The 15,995-nt window shown below is 71.3% G+C and carries 13 protein-coding genes; 8 read left to right on the top strand and 5 right to left on the bottom strand.

All coding sequences use genetic code 11. The features are described from left to right. Window positions 1-69 precede the first annotated feature (69 nt). From OWM54_RS36210 to OWM54_RS36220, 3 genes are all read left to right on the top strand, one after another. Entirely contained in the window at window positions 70-957 is an 888-nt protein-coding gene (locus OWM54_RS36210; RefSeq protein ID WP_267700352.1) for a PhzF family phenazine biosynthesis protein, read from the top strand. Window positions 958-1,327: 370 nt separating this feature from the next. Then, window positions 1,328-1,705 carry a hypothetical protein gene (locus tag OWM54_RS36215; RefSeq protein WP_267700353.1) on the top strand — a complete coding sequence of 126 codons (378 nt, stop codon included), beginning with the start codon at window positions 1,328-1,330 and terminating at the stop codon, window positions 1,703-1,705. A 156-nt stretch (window positions 1,706-1,861) separates the two neighbouring features. After that, a complete protein-coding gene (locus OWM54_RS36220; protein WP_267700354.1) occupies window positions 1,862-2,785 on the top strand; it encodes a diacylglycerol/lipid kinase family protein in 924 nt (307 codons plus the stop codon). On the opposite strand, the gene OWM54_RS36225 is transcribed toward OWM54_RS36220, so the two are convergent. After that, entirely contained in the window at window positions 2,775-3,479 is a 705-nt protein-coding gene (locus OWM54_RS36225; protein WP_267700355.1) for a hypothetical protein, read from the bottom strand. The two genes, OWM54_RS36220 and OWM54_RS36225, sit on opposite strands and share 11 nt — an antisense overlap. 137 nt (window positions 3,480-3,616) lie before the next feature. Here OWM54_RS36225 and OWM54_RS36230 point away from each other — a divergent pair, with 137 nt between their 5' ends. The 4 genes from OWM54_RS36230 (at window position 3,617) to OWM54_RS36245 (ending at window position 7,537) form a co-directional block, all read left to right on the top strand. Then, a complete protein-coding gene (locus OWM54_RS36230; protein ID WP_267700356.1) occupies window positions 3,617-4,777 on the top strand; it encodes a sensor histidine kinase in 1,161 nt (386 codons plus the stop codon). A 274-nt stretch (window positions 4,778-5,051) separates the two neighbouring features. Continuing rightward, window positions 5,052-5,693 carry a response regulator gene (locus tag OWM54_RS36235; RefSeq protein ID WP_074955558.1) on the top strand — a complete coding sequence of 214 codons (642 nt, stop codon included), beginning with the start codon at window positions 5,052-5,054 and terminating at the stop codon, window positions 5,691-5,693. A 136-nt stretch (window positions 5,694-5,829) separates the two neighbouring features. Continuing rightward, the gene (locus tag OWM54_RS36240) at window positions 5,830-6,885 is read left to right on the top strand and encodes a DUF72 domain-containing protein (RefSeq protein ID WP_223751697.1); all 1,056 of its coding nucleotides are present in this window, start codon (window positions 5,830-5,832) and stop codon (window positions 6,883-6,885) included. A 280-nt stretch (window positions 6,886-7,165) separates the two neighbouring features. Next, on the top strand, window positions 7,166-7,537 hold the full coding sequence (locus tag OWM54_RS36245) for a Smr/MutS family protein (RefSeq protein ID WP_267700357.1): 372 nt from the start codon (window positions 7,166-7,168) through the stop codon (window positions 7,535-7,537). Here the strand turns inward: OWM54_RS36245 and OWM54_RS36250 are convergent. From OWM54_RS36250 to OWM54_RS36265, 4 genes are all read right to left on the bottom strand, one after another. After that, window positions 7,519-10,278 (bottom strand): SNF2-related protein, encoded by a 2,760-nt coding sequence (locus OWM54_RS36250; protein ID WP_141332169.1) that lies wholly within the window; start codon window positions 10,276-10,278, stop codon window positions 7,519-7,521. The two genes, OWM54_RS36245 and OWM54_RS36250, sit on opposite strands and share 19 nt — an antisense overlap. Window positions 10,279-10,479: 201 nt before the next feature. Next, complete coding sequence (locus tag OWM54_RS36255; RefSeq protein ID WP_223785405.1) at window positions 10,480-11,826, bottom strand: DUF58 domain-containing protein; 1,347 nt, start codon at window positions 11,824-11,826, stop codon at window positions 10,480-10,482. Continuing rightward, window positions 11,823-12,758 carry an AAA family ATPase gene (locus OWM54_RS36260; RefSeq protein ID WP_267700358.1) on the bottom strand — a complete coding sequence of 312 codons (936 nt, stop codon included), beginning with the start codon at window positions 12,756-12,758 and terminating at the stop codon, window positions 11,823-11,825. Before OWM54_RS36260 ends, OWM54_RS36255 begins: the two co-directional genes overlap by 4 nt. 80 nt (window positions 12,759-12,838) lie before the next feature. Further along, on the bottom strand, window positions 12,839-13,798 hold the full coding sequence (locus OWM54_RS36265) for a hypothetical protein (RefSeq protein WP_267700359.1): 960 nt from the start codon (window positions 13,796-13,798) through the stop codon (window positions 12,839-12,841). 49 nt (window positions 13,799-13,847) lie between these two features. On the opposite strand from OWM54_RS36265, the gene OWM54_RS36270 reads away from it, so the two are divergent. Then, entirely contained in the window at window positions 13,848-15,995 is a 2,148-nt protein-coding gene (locus OWM54_RS36270; protein WP_267700360.1) for a peptidylprolyl isomerase, read from the top strand.

Raw genomic sequence — 15,995 nt, forward strand, 5'->3', positions numbered from 1 at the left:
ATTCTTGAGGTCGATTGTTTCGGTACAATCCTCGGCCATCGAGCGAGGTGGCCAGCGGAGGAGCACACCATGCAGGTGAGCATTGTCGATGCCTTCACGCGGACGCCGGGAGCCGGCAACCGCGCGGGCGTGGTCCTGGATGCGGCGGGGCTGGGCGTGGACGCCATGCAGCGCATCGCCGCGGCGGTGGGCGCGTCGGAGACAGCCTTCGTGTTGGCGGGCCCCGGAGCGCAGGGAGTGAAGCTGCGGTACTTCACGCCGGAGGCGGAGATTGATTTCTGCGGCCACGCGACTGTGGCGACGTTCCATCTGCTAGCCGAGCGAGGGCTGTTGCCGCGCTCCGGGGCGACGCGGTTGGAGTGCGCGGCGGGGGGGCTCGACGTGGAACTGGAGGCGCTGGAGTCGGGTGGCAGCCGCGCGTGGATCGTGACGCCCAAGAACCCGTGGCTGGAGTCGCCGGTTGCGCTGTCACAGGTGCTCGCGTTGGTGGGCGGGACGGTGGAGATGGTGGATGCGACGCTCCCGGTGCGGCGCAATGCACAGCGGCTGATGGTGCCGTTCCGTCGGCGCGAGGATGTGTGGGTATTGGCGGCGCGCTCGGGGGCGCTGGCGGAGTTGCTCCGGCCGCATGGGCTGCGTGGTCTGTATGTCTTCACGCGCGAGACGCGTGAGGCGGGGAGCGTGGCGCACTCGCGCTACTTCGTGCCGGGGCTGGGGGTGCCGGAGGATCCTGTGACGGGCTCGGCCGCGGGGCCGCTCGGGATGTACCTGGCGATGCACGGTGCGCTGGAACTGCCGGCCTCGGGTGGAACGGTCCGGGCGCGCATCGAACAGGGCGACGCCATGGGCAAGCCGGGGCGCATCGAGGTCGAGGTCTCCGGTCGCGCGGGCCATCCCGAGCAGGCCCGCATCGGCGGTGTCGCGGTGACGGTGCTCGAAGGCTCGCTGCGCGTTTGATTCGGACTGCTCGAAGGTCCTCTCGGGCCCGTTGATGAAGTCCGCGGTGACAGTCCTCGACGGCCCGCTGCGCGTTTGAATCGTGCAGCGGGATTGTGTCCGAGCGACTGCTCGATTCGCGGATGAAGTCCGGGCTGGCGCTGCGGTGAGACGCGTCTGGGCTTGCGCCTCGCGTTTTTTGTGGCTTCTTGTCCGTGTCGGGCAGCCAGCCCGTTCGCGCCGCATGCGATTGCTTGCCTACAGCTATGTGGGGTCCCCGGAGATACGACAGCGCTCGCTCGGGACTCCTGGGACACCCGTGACGTCTCCGTCGGCGCTCCGTTCCTGGCTCTCCGTTCAGCCGGAGGCCTTCAGTGAAGGAGCGACCTACGTGGTCGACCTGCTCGGACGCCTGCGCCTGGCTCCGCGCCGCTCCGAGCACGTCGCATGCGCGGACGGCGAAGAGGTGCTCGCGGCCGGAGAGCTTCGCTTCCGGCTGGATGCAGGACAGCCCACCGTCGCCGAGGTCTCGAACCTGTCCACCGGCTACTGCCCGGACGTCACCTGCTGGGCGGCCGTGGCCCGGGCCCTGGCGCCCTTGGGGCTCCACCCGCCCACGGGCTTCACCGTGGCGATGGACTTCCGTCGGTGCCTTGCGTGCGGTGAAGTCACCCTGGTGAAGGAGCGGTGGTTCGTCTGCACCTTCTGCGACGCGGACCTGCCCTCTGACTGGAATGTGTCACTCGCCCGGGAGGTGGACGTGGAGTGACGGCATCGTCGTGCCTCAAACGGCCGGGGCCTGTGCGCTGCGTCAGCGGAGGGGCGGGGTCGCGGGGACCTGGACGACCTGGGGAGGGGTGTCGCGAAGTGGAGGTTGGCGCCACAACCGCGTAAACAGGGGCGTTACAGGGAGGGGTAGGTGCCGATGAAGACGTTCCTCGTGGTCAACCCGCGCAGCGCGAATGGTCAGACTGGAAAGCGCTGGGTGGAGATTGCCGCGCAGGTGGGAAGGGTGCTCGGCGACTTCGGGCATGGCTTCACCCAGGGCGGGATGGACGCCGCGCGCATCACCCGGGAGGCCATCGACCAGGGCTACGAGTGCATCGTCGCCGTGGGCGGTGACGGCACCCTCAACGAAGTGACGAACGGCTTCTTCCGCGACGGCAAGGCCATCAACCCGAACGCCGCCCTCGGCCTCATCCCCCGTGGCACCGGCGGCGACTTCCGCCGCACCTTCGGCTGGGGCCTGGACCTGGAGTCGTCCCTGGAGCGCCTGCGCACCGACACCACGGAGCCGTTCGACGTGGGCCGGCTCGACTTCATCGACAACGACGGCAAGCCCGCGACGCGCTACTTCGCGAACATCGCCTCGTTCGGTGTCAGCGCGGTGGTGGCCCGCGAGGTGAACAGCGGCAGCAAGGCGCTCGGCGGCAACTTCAGCTTCGTCTGGGGCACGCTGAAGGGCCTGGTGAAGTACACCGAGCGCAAGGTGAAGGTGTCCACCGACGGCGGGCCCGCGCAGACGCTCGATGTCACCGCCGTGGCCGTGGCCAATGGTCGCTACTTCGGCAGCGGCATGTTCGTCGCGCCCGACGCCATCACCCACGACGGCGCCTTCGACGTCACCATCTGGTCCGGCTATGGCCTGAGCGACTTCCTGCTCAAGTCGAAGGGCGTCTACAACGGCTCCCACGTCACCTGGAAGGGCACGCGCCGCCTGCGCTGCCAGTCCGTGTACGCCGAGCCCGTCGACGAGCAGGAGGTGTTCCTCGACGTCGATGGTGAGACGCCGGGCCGCCTGCCCGCGACGTTCACGCTCCTGCCCTCGGCCATCCGCATCAAGGTGTAACCTGCGCCGTGGCGACGGTGACGCGGGGCTTGGGCGCGAACTTCTTCTGGTAGTACCGCTCCCACAGCTTGAGCCCCGTGACGCCCACCACGGTGGGCCCGAGGAACACCGCGAGCTGCATGCCGTTGATGCCCAGGTGCCGTGCGTTGACGACCAGCACCGCCGTCAGCGTCGCGATGCCCGAGCCCACCATGGCGCCCATGTGCTCGAACCACCAGTGCATGCGCGTCTGGGGCGGGCGCAGCCAGTAGCGGAGCGACGACGCTCCCAGGATGATGCCCACGAGTGAGAAGCCCCAGAGCAGTGGCATGCTCACCATGAGTCCCCACGCCGCCGTGAACAGGCCGAGCACGAGCGTCAGCGCGGACATCCCGAGGTCATAGGGATTGCGGTTCGCTGTCGTCCTCGCGCGGGTGCGCAGCACTCGAACGCCCATGGACGCGGACGTGCCACTCAGGACGCTGATGTAGATGAAGAACAGGGCCGCGGAGCGCTCCGCCGGCTCGTGCAGGAACCGCCAGCCGGACAGGAGGAAGCCGGTGAGGGACACGGCGGCCATCGCCGTCACGTAGACCCAACCCACGCGTTTGTGGAGCGTGCCGCCCTTTCGGGCCACCAGGGGCAGCCAGAGCGCGGTGAACCCGATGACCCCCGCGGTGATGTGGAGCGTGCGAGCCAGGTCATAGAAAGACATGCGAGCCTCCCGTGTGCTGCGAGACGAGGCCAAGGTACGGGAGCGCTCCGGGGCCCACATCTGCGGGAAGTCACACGGGCGCCCTGTGACTTCCGGCACATGTCCACCTTGAAGGGGAGGTCCTATGCTGCCCCTCCATGGCTTCGAGGCACCACACGCGCAAGTCGGCATCGGTCCACCGGTTGTTGCTCGTGGCCGGGCTGCTGACGTGGGCCGTGGTCGGCTCCTCGTACATGGAGGAGATTCTCCGGCGCCCCTCGGTGCTCGCCTCGCCGCGCGTGCTGGCGTGGTTCCTCGGGTTCCTCGCGTTCGGCGTGGGGTACTGGCGAAGTGCTCGTTCACGGGGGCAGGGCGGTCCGGTGCTGATGGCCGTGCAGACCGTGGCGGCGCTCGTCGTCATCGCCACGGGAGGCACGGGCGTGGAGGGCGCGCTGCTCGCCATCATCGCGGGACAGGCTCCCGAGATGATGTCCCAGCGTCGCGCGATGGTCTGGGTCCTCGCGCAGTCGGTGGCGATGCTGGGCGTCTTCCTCGTCATCTACCCGCTGGAGCGCGCGCTGCTCCAGACGCTCATCTTCGTCGGCTTCCAGGGCTTCACGCTGGGCTCGGCCGTCGTCATGGTCCGTGAAGCCAAGGCCCGCGCCGAGCTCGCCCGGCTCAACGTGGAGCTCCAGGCCACGCAGGTGCTGCTCGCCGCGCGGGAGCGGGAAGGGGAGCGGCTGCGCATCGCGCGGGAGCTCCACGACTCCTTGGGACATCACCTCACCGCGCTGTCGCTGAACCTGGAGGCCGCCGTGCACACGGTGAAGGACCCGGCCTCGGTCGAGCATCTGCGTCGTGCCCGCGAGGCCTCGCGCACGCTGCTCTCGGAGGTCCGGCAGTCGGTGTCCGCGTTGAGGGAGTCACCCGAGCCGTTGCTCGCCACGCTTCGCGAACTCGCGCGAAGCACTCCAGGGCTCACCGTGCATCTGGATGTGCCGGAGACTCTGGCGCTCGATTCGCCGGAGGCGACCCACTCGCTCATCCGCTGCGTGCAGGAGGTCCTCACGAACACGCTGCGCCATGCGCGAGCGACGCAGCTCTGGGTGCGCATCGCGCCCGAGGAGGACGGCGGGGTCCGCGTCTCCACGCGGGATGATGGGCACGGCGCTCGTGCTCCGACTCCGGGCGCGGGGCTCACGGGGATGCGCGAGCGCTTCAGTCGACTGGGCGGGCACGTGGAGTGGCGCGCGGAGGAAGGGCAGGGATGGGAGCTGAACGCATGGTTGCCCGCGGCGCGCGGCACGGAGCTCTCGTGAGTCGCGCGTATCCGAGGGAGCGTCGTGACAAGGGCATGGGGAGGATGACGCCTGAATCCCTTGATGGCTCCGGTGAGCGGGGCGGAGCGCTCTTGCGTCGCTTCATTTTGAGTCGCGCACAGCAGATGGCACGCGTGACAGCGTCGCGCGGAGACCGGGCGGAGAATGCAGCTGAAGTCAGGGCTGCCTGCGACGCGCGAGCCCGAACGCTCATGCATCCCTTCATCCGAGGGCGCGTGCAGCCAATGGCGTCCTGTGACTCGAGGGCCCGCGGATGATTCGTCTCGTCCTGGTGGATGACCACGCGCTGGTGCGCCAGGGGCTGCGCAGCCTGCTGGACCTGACTCCGGACCTCCGTGTCGTGGGCGAAGCGGTGGACGGTGAGGATGCGCTGGCCAAGGTGGCCGAGCTGAACCCGGACGTCGTGCTGATGGACGTGCGCATGCCGCGCATGACGGGCCTGGAGGCGCTCAGGCGCCTGCGCCAGGAGCCGGTGAACCGGCGCGTGGTGCTGCTCACCACCTTCGACGAGGACGCCGCCATCGTCGAGGCGCTGCGCGCGGGCGTGCAGGGCTTCCTGCTCAAGGACGTCTCGCTGGAGGAGCTCGCGGACGCCATCCGCCGCGTCCACGCTGGCGAGACGCTGCTGCCGCCCGGAGTCGCCGAGCGTGTCGCGCGTGGACTCGTGGACCTGGGCCGCGACTTCCCGCACGCGGAGCTGCCCGAGGGCCTCACGCGCCGCGAGGTCGAGGTGCTCCGCCTCATCGCCCGGGGACTGAGCAACCGCGAGATTGCCCAGGCGCTCGGGACGGCGGAGGGGACCGTCAAGAACCAGACCTCCAGCATCCTGTCGAAGCTCGGCGTCCGCGACAGGACGCGCGCGGTGCTCCGGGCCATGGAGCTCGGCTGCCTGTAGGACGGACATCCCCCTTGGGGAGTCCCTAGGTTCTGAGGCAACCTCCTGAATCCCGTGGAGTCCGGCGTTATGTGCGCTGGACGTGCGGCCCGCCGTCGCGGGTCCACGGGACGCAGGACGGACGTAGGAGACGCCGATGGCCCCTCAGCGTGGACCTTCCCAGCTCGACCTCTTCACCGGCGCGCCCGCCGAGGCACCCGCGCGTGCCCGGAGTCGGAGCCAGCCGGTGGAGCCCGCGCCGGTACAGGACTCGCTCGCGTCCCTCGGTCAGCAGCTCCCCACTGGCGTCTTCCTGGGCACCTCGTCGTGGACGTTCCCCGGCTGGTCCGGCCTCGTCTACGACCACGAGGCCTCCGCGTCGCAGCTCGCGCGCGAGGGCCTGTCCGCGTACGCGCGTCACCCCGTGCTGCGCACCGTCGGCATCGACCGGACCTTCTACGGCCCCATCTCCGCCGAGGCCTTCGCCGAGTACGCCGAGCAGGTGCCCGCCGACTTCCGCTTCCTCGTGAAGGCGCACGAGGTCTGCACCCTGGCCCGCTTCCCCGTGCACGAGCGCTACGGCGCGCACCGAGGCCAGCTCAACGAGCGCTTCCTCCACGCCGCCTACGCCGAGGAGCACGTGGTGCGCCCCTTCGTCGAGGGCCTGGGCGACAAGGGCGGCCCGCTCGTCTTCCAGTTCCCGCCGCAGGACCCGCAGGGGCTCGGCGGCACCGCGCGCTTCGTGGAGCGCCTCCACGCGTTCCTCTCCGCGCTGCCCAAAGGGCCCCTCTACGCGGTGGAGGTCCGCAACGAGGAGCTGCTGACGGAGGGCTTCGCGCAGGCCCTGGCGGACGTGGGCGCCTGTCCCGTGCTCGCGGTCTGGGCCCACATGCCCTCCATGGGCATCCAGGCCAGGCGCACCCGCGCGCTCGACGCCCGCGCGCTGGTGGTGCGGTGGATGCTGCCGCCGAACCTCGGCTACGAGGAGGCTCGCGCCCGCTACGCGCCCTTCAACCGGCTGGTGGACGAGGACGTGCCCACGCGCGACTTGCTGGCGCGCGCGTGTCTGGCGGCCCTGCGTCGTGAGCGCCCCGTCTTCGTCACCATCAACAACAAGGCCGAGGGAAGCGCGCCACTGTCCGCCATCAAACTGGCGGAGCGCATCGTCACAGGTACGACCAAGGAGGGGGACCAGCGAAGCGTCGCCTCATGAACGGGGGCTTGCCACCGAGCACGACTCTTGCTTACCTCATCAGGCATGAAGTCCGTCCTGCTCGCGGCACTGATGGTCCAGATGACGACAGCCGGTGGCGCTGGCGCGCGGGAGAAGCGCGCGGACGCACACCGCAGCGTGGCCGAGGACGAGGACGTTTCCAGGCACCTGTCGGCCCTGAAGAACGAGCTGACGTCCGTGTCGGAGCAGTTCCGCGCCGCTCGGGAGCGACGCCGGCTGGAAGCCGAGCAGAAGAAGCGCGAGTCAGGAGAGTGGACGAATGAGCCCGCGTCGCCTGCCCCCGCTGCCAGCAAACGAGCCCTCGCTCCCACCGGAGGGGCCGGAACCCCCGCCCCCTGATGACGAAGTCGTCGAGCTGCCCATCGACGGCACCCTCGACCTGCATTTCTTTCAGCCTCGCGAGGTGAAGCCCCTCGTCATCGAGTACCTCTGGGCCTGCCGCCAGAAGGGCCTGCTCGATGTGCGCATCATCCACGGCAAGGGCACCGGCGCGCTGCGTCGCACGGTGCATTCACTGCTGCCGAAGCTGGAGGAGGTGGAGTCGTTCCGCCCCGCCTCCGAGTTCGACGGAGGCTGGGGCGCGACCAGGGTGCGGCTCAAGCCGCTGGAGGCTCAGGACAGCCAGAAGTAGGCGGAGGCGATGAGCGCGCGCTTCTCCGTCACCTTCGCCTTCTGGGCGAGCTCGGCGAGCTGACGGTCCTTGGAGGCGTAGCGCTTCTCCTCCTCGTTGCGCAGCGAAGACAGCTTGCGGCGGTACTCGCGCTCCATCCGGTCCGAGTTCGCCCGGGCCTTGGCGCGCTCCGCGACGTCCTCCACCGTGGTGACCTGCTTGCGCGCGTCGATCCACTGCTGGCGCGCCGCCTCCACGCCCTCGCGGGACTCCATGAGGCAGTCCTCGACGTAGCGGTCCGCGCGCTCCTTGGCCTTGTCCAGCTCCAGCGCGTTGCGGCGCTCGGCGGCGCGGACGATTTCGTCCTTCGCGGCCACCAGCGCCTGCTCCTGCATCAGCTGCACGGACACCGGCGCGGGCTGGCGGCGCTTCTCGTCCTTGGCGGACAGCTTCACGAAGTGCGCGCCGTCCTGGAGGGGCAGGGCGCGGAAGTTGCCCTCGCGGTCCTTCACCAGCACCAGGTGGACCAGCTTCTCCTCGGGCTTGAGGCCCGTCGTCTCGAACTTGTAGACGAACCACCAGCCCTCGCTGCCGGCCAGCCGCGCCAGTCGCGACGGGAGCCCCGAGGCGTCGAGCTGCAGGTAGCTGACCGCGTCCTGCTTGCGCTCCTTGACGGCGTAGGCGGCCTTGGCGATCTCCAGCCGACCGGAGGTGCGGCTGCCCAGCACGGAGCTGGTGAGCGCGCGCGCCTCCTGCTGCCGCTTGGCGAGGGCCTCCTTGGTCTGCTCGCCCTGGCCGCGCAGGCGGCGGCGCACGTCACCGTCGAAGCGCTCCAGCACCACCGAGCGCATCTCCGTCATGCGCTTGCTGATGCGCGACTCCATCTCCGCGCGCAGCTTGTCGAAGGCGGCGTTGATGTCCTCCACCTTCCGGCAGCCCTGGTAGATGTCGAGGATGCGGCGCTCGAAGTCGACGCCGCTCTCCAGCGCGCCCAGGATTTCGTCGGAGGCGCCGAAGACACCGTCGAAGAGGTTGAGCTTCTTCTCCAACAGCTCGAACAGGCGCGCGTCCGCCGCGTTCGCGCGGTTGAGGAAGTTGATGACCAGCACGTCCCGCTGCTGCCCGTACCGGTGGCAGCGGCCGATGCGCTGCTCCACCCGCTGCGGGTTCCAGGGCAAATCGTAGTTCACCACCAGGTTGCAGAACTGGAGGTTCAGGCCCTCGGCGCCGGCCTCGGTGCAGATGAGGATCTGCGTCTTGTTGCGGAACTCGTCCACCAGCGCGCGCCGCTCCTCGGGCGTGCCGGCCATGTCCCCGGACAGGAGCGAAATCTTGCCCCGGTAGCCGTTGTCCGACAGCAGGTTGAACAGGTACTGCTGCGTGCGCTTGGACTCGGTGAAGATGAGCGCCTTCTCCGGCCAGCCGTGCGCGCGCATCACCCCGAAGGTGCGGTCCAGGCCGCGCTTGAGGGCCTCGCCCTTGGCGTTGACCTTGATGGAGTCCGCCAGGTCCGCGTACTGCCGCAGCTCCCAGACCTCCTGCTCCAGCACGCGGATGTTGGGCGCCTTGGCCGGATCATCCGACCACTCCTCGCCCTCCTCGACGTACTGCTTGGCCTCCTCCGGCTCGAACATCGCCAGGGCCTGCTGCCCCAGCTTCGCCGCCTGCAGGCGCTTCTCCAGGTTGTCCGACAGCCGCCGCAGCGTGGGCGCGATGGCGTACGTGGAGGACGCCAGCAGCTTGCGGTAGCACAGCGTCAGGAGCGTCTTCTTGCCGGGTTCAATCGCCGCGGCCTCGGAGCGCTGCAGGTACTCGCTGACCTTCTCGTAGAGGTCGTGCTCCTCGGGCGAGGGCGTGAAGTCCTCCACGATGGAGCGGCGGTTGGTGTACCGGACGTACTCGCGCACCTGCCGGCGCAGGGTGCGTTGCACCACGGGGGCCAGCCGCTCCTTGAGCTCGCACGCGGCGGCCTCGGACATGCCGCCGCCCTCGTCCACGCGGTAGCGGCTGCGGAAGGCGTGCTCGGGGCCGAGGATCTGCTCGTCGAGCAGCGACATCAGCCCGAACAGCTCCATCAGGTCGTTCTGGAGCGGGGTGGCGGTGAGCAGCAGCTTGGGCTTGCCCGCCAGGGACGCCTTGAGCGCCTGGCCCATCTTGTTGTTGGCGCGGTGGGCGTTGCGCAGGCGGTGGGCCTCGTCGATGACGATGAGGTCCCACGGGATTTCCGACGTCAGGTGCGCCTTGTTGGCCGCGAACGGGTGCGAGCAGATGACGGGGAAGGGCTGGTCGAAGCAGTTGCCGGTGGCGCGCACGGTGCGACCGTCCACGAGCACGCTGTCCAGGTCGAACTTCTCGCGCAGCTCGCTGTTCCACTGTGCGCGCAGCGTGGCCGGCGCGAGGATGAGGATGCGCGTCTTCCCCTCGGCCATCAGCTGGGCGATGACGAGCCCCGCTTCAATCGTCTTCCCCAGGCCCACCTCGTCGCCCAGCATGCAGCCGCCGCGCGACAGCGAGTCGAGCGCGAACATGGCGCCCTCGACCTGATGCGGGTTGAGGTCCACCTTCGCTTCCGACAACGCGCCCGCCAGGCGCTGCTGCGTGTCACCACTGCGCGCCAGCAGCTCCTCGGCCAGCAGGCGCTCGTGGAAGTGCGTCAGCGACTGGACCGGCTCGGTGGGCTCCGCCCGGGCGGCGATGGCCGCCGCATCCGCCTCGACTTCCAACCTCAATCCCCTCGCGACCTCCGCCAAGACCGTCTCCATCCGTGCTGTTTCAGGGGGCCCGCCGATGCGGCGGGCGAGAGAGACGCGCCATTTTGTTGACGAAGGCCCTCATGTAAAGGGGGTCGTGTCCGAAGCCGAAAAATCGGCCTCCGCGCGATTGGCATGCTTCTTCGCGAGCGACGCGCGCGCGCACCGTATGTGCACGCCACACGAACTTTCCGCTGGACATATTCGCGAGGCCTACAACAGCCCGCGCGACTTGACGTCCAGGTACACGTTGAGCGCGGCGGCGCCGAAGCCCTGGGCCGGCGCGCGCACCACCAACGCCCCCGCGTCGCGCAGCGTGGTGGCGGTGCGGCGGAACTCGGCTTCCAGCCGCGTGGCGGCCTGTCGCGCGTAGGCGTCCTGGGCCGCGTCGGGCACGCGCGTGGCCGCGTCGCGCACGTCCTCGTCCAGCAGCGAGGCCACCACGGGCAGGTGCCGGGGACGCAAGGCGAGCGTGCGGGTGAGCAGGCCCGCGGAGGCGTCCGGGTCCACCAGGTCCGTGAAGAGCACCACGAGCGTGCGGCGCGTCTGGCGGGCGAAGGCGAAGTCGTAGGCCCGGCCGTAGTCGCTCTCCTCGAGCGCGGCCTCGGCGCGGTAGAGCGACTCGGTGATGAGGCGCAGGTGCTCGTGGCCCTTGCGAGGAGGCAGGTACGTGAGCACGTCGCTGGCGAAGGACATGACCCCCACCACGTCTCCGGCGTCCAGGCCCACGCGCGCCAGCCGCAGCGCCGCGTCCACCGCGTGGTCCAGCTTGCGCCGGCCGCGCACCTTGCCGGCCATGTGACGGCCGCAGTCCAGCAGCAGCAACATGGGCTGGTGGCGCTCGGGCTGCCACGTGCGCACCAGGGTGTTGGCGTGACGGGCGGAGGCCTTCCAGTCGATGTGCCGGTAGTCGTCGCCGGGGCGGTACTCGCGCAGCGACTCGAACTCGCGACCCTCCGCGGCGCGGCGGCGCAGGGTGCGCTCGGAGGGAGCGTCCGAGGCGCGCGCCAGGCTCAGCGCCTCGCGCGAGAGCGCGGTGAGGTCCGGATAGATCTTCACCGCCTGCTCCGCCTTCACGCGCACCTGCCGCGCGCACAGGCCGAGCGGGCCGGGCAGTCGCAGGTGCACGTCGCCGAAGCGTGCGTCTCCGCGAGACGGTGGGGTGACGAAGTACGTCATCCTCGGGGCGGGCTCGCTGGGGGCGCCTCGGGGCGGCAGCACGACGGACTGTCGGTGGTGGTGGCTCGCGACGACCAGGGGCGGCTCGTCGCGCACCTCCACGCGCAGGGGCGAGGTGCCCGTGTCATGGCGCTCGAGGGCCAGGTGCACGGGGTTGCGCGTGCCGGAGGAGAGGATGGGCTCGACGACGCGTGTGACGGTGACGTCGCCCTCGCGAGGCGCGCGCAGGAAGTCCACGGCGCACAGCGCGAGCACCGCCACGTCCACGGCCAGCGCGAACCAGCCGAAGGTGGGGCTCGCCACCGAGAGGGCGGCGGGGACGAGCGCCACGGCGAGCAGCGCCACGGCGAGGCCCGTGGGGACCGGGCGGCCCAGGCTCACCGGGGGACCCGGACCCGCTCGAGCGTCTGCTTCAGCACGTCGTCGGAGGTGAGCCCCTCCACCTCGGCCTCGGCCTTGAGCAGCAGGCGGTGGTTGAGGACGCTGCCGGCCACGCCCTTGACGTCATCGGGGGTGACGAAGTCGTTGCCCAGCAGCGCCGCGCGGGCCTTGGCCGCGGCGAGCAGCGCCTGCGCCGCGCGGGGGCTCGCGCCCAGTCGCACGCGGGGGTTGGCGCGCGTGTCGCGCACCACGGCGACCACGTACTGGAGGATGGAGTCGTCGCAGGTGACGCGGGCCGCGCGGGCCTGCAGCTCCAGCAGGGTGGGAGCGTCCAGCACGCGCTCGACGGAGGGCACGCGGCCCTCGCGCTGGTGGAAGGCGCGCAGCATGGTCGTCTCCGCGTCCGAGTCCGGGTAGCCCACGCGCACGCGCATGAGGAAGCGGTCCAGCTGCGCCTCGGGCAGGGGATAGGTGCCCTCGAGCTCCAGCGGGTTCTGCGTGGCGACGACGAAGAAGTGCGGCGGCAGCGCGTGGGTGACGCCGTCGATGGTGACCTGGCGCTCCTCCATGGCCTCCAGGAGCGCGGCCTGGGCCTTGGGCGGCGTGCGGTTGATTTCATCCGCCACCAGGACCTCCGTGAAGATGGGGCCCTTCACCAGCCGGAAGGCGTTGTCCTGTGGCTGGAAGACGTTGGTGCCGAGGATGTCCGCGGGCATCAGGTCCGGGGTGAACTGGATGCGCGTGAAGAGCAGCCCCAGCGCGCCCGCCATGCTGCGCGCGGTGAGCGTCTTGGCCACGCCGGGCACGCCCTCCAGCAGCACGTGGCCTCGCGCCAGGAAGGCCGTCACCAGGTCCGCGAGCACGCGGGGCTGACCGAAGACGGTGCCGCCGAGCGCGGCGGTGAGGCGGGACAGGGGCGTGGCGTCGGACATGGTGCGCTGGACGGTAGAACGGCCGCGCGCGGCGCGGCACCACTTTCGTGGCGTCCGGGCCGCGCGGGCGGGAAGGGGCGTCAGTCCTGACGGCCCTTGAGTCCCAGGAACGCGCCGATGAGCGCGCCCACCGAGCCCAGGATGCCGATGAAGACGCCGAAGCTGGGCGACGAGTTCATCATCTCCGAGTTGCCCACGGGGCTGGGCACCAGCGTCGTGTCCGAGGACACCTTGATGAACACGATGCACCAGATGAGGCACAGGAACGTGGTCAACAGCTGCGCCATCCACGGCACCACGGGGTTGAGCTTGGGGAAGGTGGCGCGCACGCGCACGCCGATGGCGCCCATCGTCAGCAGCGCGAGCAGGAAGGCGCCGAAGCCCAGGCTCATCAAGCCCAGCGCGTCACCGTCCGCCGCCGTCTCCTTCCACGGCACGAAGCACGACAGGACCACGAGCCCCGCGCTGTAGAAGGCAATCTTGTCGCCGGCGCTCATCGCGCCCAGCAGGTCCTTCGCGTCCTGGATGAGCTCGTCCGGGTCGGCGATGGCGCTGTTGTTCTCCTCGTCCTCGTCGCGCGCGCCTCGGGCCCACGGGTCGGGCCCGGTGGCGGCGGGGGCGGGCGCGGGCGCCGGGGCACGACGCGGGGCGGTGCCGCCACTGCGCGCGGGCGCGGGACGGCTGGCGCGCTGCGAGGCGCTCCGGGCGATGTCGTCCACGCTGCGCACGTTGGTGGCGTCCCCACCCGCCGCGGCGGCGGGGGCGGGCCGGGCGCCGGACTTCGCGGGGCGGGGGCGCGCGGGGGCGGGCTTCCGGGCGGGAGGTGGACGGGGGGCTTCTCCGACGCCCGTGTCCTCATCGTTGTCCGCGGGGGGCTCGGCGGAGAGGAACGAGCCGTCGATGATGTAATCGCAGACGGGACAGATGGATGAGTTGGCGGCTACCTTCGAGCCGCAGCCAGGGCAGTTCAGGACCGGCGCTCCTGCTGAGAGATGCGAAGGCGCATCTTCCGGGGCCGGGGCGGACGTGTCAAACGGCACGCGGCCTAACCCCTGGATTTTCGCGGGGAATTGGCCTAGGCCCCAGCCCATGCGCCGCTTGAGCCCCGTCCGACTTCCCCACGTCTGCCTGGCCCTCGTCGTCCTGCTCTCCGGGTGTCACCGCGGTGTCCGCGGCTCCGACGAGGCGCCCCCGGACCCGGAGGTGATGGCGCGCATCCTGGACTGGGAGGACCGCCGCTCGCTCGGCGACGGGCAGCTCGCGGCGCTGGCCCACGACGCGCCGGACGCGCGAATCCGGGTGCGGGCCTATCGCGCGCTGGCGCGCATCCAGGACCTGGCCACGCTGGACGTGGTGGCGCGGGGGCTGAAGGACCCGGAGCCCCGCGTGCGCGGTGAGGCCGCCTTCGCGGTGGGCGAGCTGGCGCTGGCGTGGGAGGCCCCGACGGATGCCGAGCGCGCGCGGCTGGTGGCGCCGCTGCTCGAGGCCGAGGCGGTGGAGCGGGACGTGGACGCGCGTGACGCGCAGCTCGACTCCCTCGGACGGCTCGCGACGCCGGACGCGCTGGCGCGGCTGGTGGAGCGCCTGCAGGCAAAGGAGGTCGCGACGGCGGGCAAGGCCGCGCTGGTGCTCGGCGTGGCGGCGCGGCGGGGCGGCGCGGCGGTGGTGAAGGACGTCCCGCTGGCGCCCGCGCGGGCGTTGCTCTCGGCCGGGGTGCCGGTGGAGTCGCGCTACGGCGCGGCGTATCTGCTCGCCACGGCGAAGCGCGCCGAGGAGCTGCCGACGCTGCGCCGCTGCCTTTCGGACGAGGACGCGGACGTGCGCGGCCTGTGCGCGAAGGCCTTCGGCGACGTGGGCGGTCCGGAGGACGCGGTGGTGCTGGGGAGGCTGCTGGATGACTCGGTGCCGCGCGTGGCGGCGGAGGCGGCGCGCTCGCTGGCGAAGCTCGCGGCGATGTGTGGCGGGCCCTGCGTGCCGCTGGACGTGCTGGAGGGCCTTGCGCCTCGGGCGAAGCGTGTGGCGCGCGGCATGGAGACGCCCGTGCCCACGAGCGCGACGCCCCGGGTGGAGACGCTGGCGCGCTCGGCGGATGGCCACCCGTTGCTGGCGCTGGCGCAGCAGGGCCTGCCGGACTTCGGCGCGCCGGTGCTGGTGGCGCTGCGGCTGGCGCTGGCGGACGCGGAGCGGGGCGCGGCGTCGGACCTCGCGCGCGCGGACCTGGGCTGGCTCGACTGTCGGCTGGCGGCGGCGTTGGACCGGCAGCGCGGCGTGGTGGCGGACGTGCGTACGTGCGGCTTCGACAAGGTGCCCGAGGAGCGCCGGCTGGCGCTGGGCCTGCGCGAGGTGGCGCTCTTCTCGAAGAAGACGCCCGCGGACTTCGCGGTGGGCTACCTGCGCCACCCGGCCGCGCGCGTGCGGCTCACCGCGATGGAGGCCCTGGCCGAGCGCCCCGTGCCCCGCGGCGCGACGGCGGTGAGCGCGCTCCTGAAGGACGAGGACCCGGTGGTCGCCGGCGCCGCGGCCGCGACGTTGGGCCTGCTCAAGCCCCCCGCGATGCGTCCGGAAATCGAGGCGCTGGCGGAGCGGGTGCCGTCCCAGCCGGACCTCGCGGACCCGGTGGCTGGCGCGCTCGTGGCCCTGCAGGGCCAGGCCGCGGAGCCCCGGTTCCGGCAGTGGCTGTCGCTGCCCCACGCCAACGTGCGCCGCGTGGCCGCGGAGGCGCTGACGAAGCTCACCGGCCAGCCCGTGCGCTCCGAGCGCGTGGAAGTGCCCGCCTACGCCTTCCGCCCGGAGCCCGCGCCCAAGGGAGCGGGGCTGGTGCTGCGCACGGACAAGGGCGACATCACGGTGCGGCTCGACGCGGACGAGGCGCCCCTCACGGCGGGCAACCTGTACGCGCTCGCGCGCAAGGGCTACTTCAACGGCGTCACCTTCCACCGCGTGGTGCCGGACTTCGTCGCGCAGGGCGGAGACCCGCGCGGGGACGGGGAGGGCGGGCCGGGGCACTCCATCCGCTGCGAGATGACCCGCCGTCCGTACACGCGCGGCACGCTGGGCATGGCCCTGTCCGGCAAGGACACGGGCGGCAGCCAGTTCTTCTTCACGCACGCGCCCCAGCCGCACCTGGATGGCCGCTACACGGCCTTCGGCGAGGTGGCCTCGGGGATGGACGTGGTGGACGCGCTGCTGGAGGGCGACGTCATCCGCGAGGTCACCGCGGTGACGCTGTCGCCCTGA

This window comes from Myxococcus sp. MISCRS1 (assembly GCF_026626605.1).
Lineage (GTDB): Bacteria > Myxococcota > Myxococcia > Myxococcales > Myxococcaceae > Myxococcus > Myxococcus fulvus.